Genomic DNA, 3,677 nt, shown 5'->3' on the forward strand with positions numbered 1-3,677 from the left:
ATGGTACCCTACTTAATACCAGCAACCTTTATTATAGAGTCGAAGAAGGTATGATAAATGATGATGACATTACTTCGACTGATGAGTATGGAGTCTTATTAGTCTTAATATCTCAAGCTGAGGAAATTATAAAGAACAATAAAGAATTGACTAAAAGAGTTGAACAACTTGAAATAACTATTCTTGGAAATGAAGAAGTTAGAGATAAAGCAGAGCAGATTAGAATTTATAATGAAGACTTAAGAAATATACAAGAAGACGATAGAGAGTTTAATGAATTAACACGTCAAAATCAAGAAGAAAATCGTGAAGAATCTATTCAAAACATGCAAATCCAAGTTGATGATAAATTAACTGATTGCCAATTACAACTCGATGAAATGATAGATGCCAAGTCTGAAGAAATAGATAATATAGTTGATGATAAAATGCTTGATGTACAAGCTCAGACAGATAAAAAATTTCAAGACTTAGATACTAGAACAGAAAATACTTTTAATTATTATGATAAAACATTTGAAGATAAACTTACAGATAATCAAGAGCAGATTGATTATAAGCTTGATGAAGTAAATCAATCTATATCTAATATAGAAGATTGTATTGATGAAAGTACTACAAAATTAGATAACAAAATAAAAGAAGTAGATGACAAAATAGTTGAAGTTGATACTGCTAAAACAGATATGACAACTACTGTGAGCAATAAGATTACTGAAATTGAGGATAGATTTGGAGAACTTGAAAGCCTTGATGCTAGAGGCGAATTAATGCAAGCAAGAGAAACAGTTGATGGGACTGTAAAGGATACTCTGAAAGGCAGATTGACTTATGATTTTGAAAAGGTTAATGAGAAAATAGCAGAGATGACTTCGGCAGCAACAAATGTAGCCTTTAGTAAATCTTATATTTCTTCTGATTGGGTTGCTGATGGAGAATACTTTAAACTTACAGTTAATCATAATCTTGTTACAGAGAATATATTTGTAGCGATACTAGATGAAGCAACTAAGAAAAGTATGACTAATTCTTATACTGTAGTTGATTCTAATACAATAGAAATTTTTAATGAAAGTAATATAGATGTAAAAGTGACTGTTGTAAATGGTAATACAAATAAAGAAGTTATAACAGCTACAATAAACGATAATATAACAACACTAGATAGTACTTATTCCAGTGTTAAAATTGATGCAAAAATAGGTGTAAACGAATTAAGCACAAATGCTAAAAACCTAACAGATGCAGTTAATGAACTTTTTCAATCTGTCAGTAATGGAAAGGAATTAATCGCTACTGCTATTACTGACAAAAAAGTACCAACTAATAGTAGTGATACATTTCAAACTATGGCAAGTAATATTAGTAGTATAAAACAAATGCCAGATATGCCTGATGATGTTGAAGAAGTTTGGCGGTTTGCAGGTCATACATTATATATAAAGTCATTATGTATAGATTCACAAGATAATATTTATAGTGGTAGCAGTGATAATACTATTAGAAAAATCTCGAGTTATGGTGTAGAGATTTGGAAGTTTGCAGGTCATGCAAGTAGTGTTTATTCAGTATGTATAGATTCGAGTGGTAATATAATAAGTGGGAGTGCAGATACTACAGTAAGGAAGATATCTTCTCAAGGTACTGAAATATGGCGATATGGTGGAAATAGTACTGCTGTAAGTGCGGTATGTATAGATTTAGAAAATAATGTCTATAGTGGGACTAATGGAGGTGTGCTAACAAAAATAACTTCTGGAGGAACTCAAATTTGGAGTGTAAAACGACATGTAAGAGATATAACTTCTCTATGCGTAGATTCTCAAAATAATATAATTAGTGCTAGTTTAGATGCCGAAGTAACAAAGACATCAAGTAAAGGCGTTAAAATTTGGATATTTAGAGCATCTGATAGAGCAAATATAATATCTCTATCAGTAGACTCTGAAGATAACTTTATAAGTGGACATAACAATGGAGTAATAACAAAGATATCTTCTCAAGGTACTGAAATATGGAAATTTACAGGTCATACTGACTTTGTAAATTCGCTATGTGTAGATTCTCAAAATAATATAATTAGTGGTAGTCGTGATAAAACATTAAAAAAAATATCTCCTCAAGGAAAGGAGATATGGAAATTTACAGACCATACTGCTATTGTAGATTGTATAAATATAGATTCTCAAAATAATATAGTGAGTGGTGCACAAGATAATATAATAAGAAAATTTCAGCAGAATTTAGGTATTTTAATCGCAAAAGACAATCAAAGTGAAATACACAAAGTAACTAAATTAGATACTATTGTGAAAGAGGTTTTACCTGCTCCTATTGAAGTATGGAGATTTAATACAAATAGCAATGTCTGTTCTATATGCTTGGATTTAGATAATAATATCATAATAGGAAATGCTAGCAATCGTGTAAAAAAAATATCACAAGACAAGATAGAATTGTGGGAATATACAGGTTATGATAATTGGGTTAGAAGTGTATGTATAGATTCACATAATAATATAATAACTGGCAGCGATGATAAAACAGTAAGAAAAATATCTCCTGATGGTAATGAAATTTGGAAATTTAATGGGCATACAGCTTATGTACCTTCAGTTGTAGTAGATTCTAAAGATAATATTTATAGTACAGGTAATCAAACGAAAAAAATATCTCCTGATGGTAATGAAATTTGGAATTATAATAATCCAAATTATATGCGTTCAGTTGTTGTAGATTTTAAAGATAATATTACAATATGTGGTAATGACCGTTCAATAACAAGATTAAACTCTGAAGGAGTTCTTGTATGGAAAAAGTATTATTCTAATTTAATGTATTCAGTTGCAATAGATTCTAAAAGTAATATTGTAAGTGGAAGTTACGACAACATAATAAGAAAAATATCTTCAATTGGAGATGATATATGGACGTTCTTAGGTCATACGGGAGTGATAAACCATGTACATATAGATTCAGAAGATAATATTTATAGTGGAAGTGACGATAAAACTGTAAAAAAATTATCCCACAATGGTACTGAAATATGGAGTTTTAGTGATAGTATAAACAATGTATATACAATATGTACCAATTCTAAGTACCTTTATATAGGAGAGTTTGGCCAAAAAGTGGTTAAATTACAAAACACACATATAGTACAAAAAGTAGCTTATTATAATTAAAAATTAGGAGGAACTAAAATGCAAAAATATTTAACAGGATTAGAACACAAAGAAGGAAATATATATAAGGTAAATTTAATACACAATATGCCTTTTGACAAAGTATATGGTCTAAATAAATCAGTACAAGAATTAGAATTAAATGGGGTATTAGTTGACGAAGTTGTAGAATCAGAGCAAAGAGAAGGTTTTGCATCTATTATGTATGTAGATAAGGCAACAAAAGAGATTACATATGAGTATGTGGAAATACCTTTAACACCTGAACAAGAAGTATTAAAAAAGATTAAAGAATTAGAACAGGAAAATGCAAATATAAATTACAGCTTAATGATGGGAGGATTAATATAATGTTAAATTACGATAAAATAAAATATTATTATGATAATAAAATGTGGACTAAAGAAATGGTTAAAAATTCAGTAGGTAAGAATAAAATAACTGAAGTAGAATATAGAGAAATAACAGGTGAGGACTATATAGGATAGTTCT

2 protein-coding genes and 1 pseudogene are annotated in these 3,677 nt (G+C 29.2%); all 3 read left to right on the top strand.

The genetic code is table 11. The features are described from left to right. Positions 1–3,185 (top strand): annotated as a pseudogene (locus tag IC219_RS21070) (hypothetical protein); the annotation flags it as partial. 18 nt (positions 3,186–3,203) lie between these two features. Beyond that, positions 3,204–3,536, top strand: coding sequence for a hypothetical protein (locus IC219_RS21075; protein ID WP_227853492.1), 333 nt, complete (start codon positions 3,204–3,206; stop codon positions 3,534–3,536). After that, positions 3,536–3,673, top strand: a complete 138-nt coding sequence (locus IC219_RS21080) for an XkdX family protein (protein WP_227435842.1) — start codon at positions 3,536–3,538, stop codon at positions 3,671–3,673. The genes IC219_RS21075 and IC219_RS21080 overlap by 1 nt, the downstream gene beginning before the upstream one ends. Positions 3,674–3,677 lie beyond the last annotated feature (4 nt).

This window comes from Clostridioides sp. ES-W-0018-02, assembly GCF_020658175.1.
GTDB lineage: Bacteria > Bacillota > Clostridia > Peptostreptococcales > Peptostreptococcaceae > Clostridioides.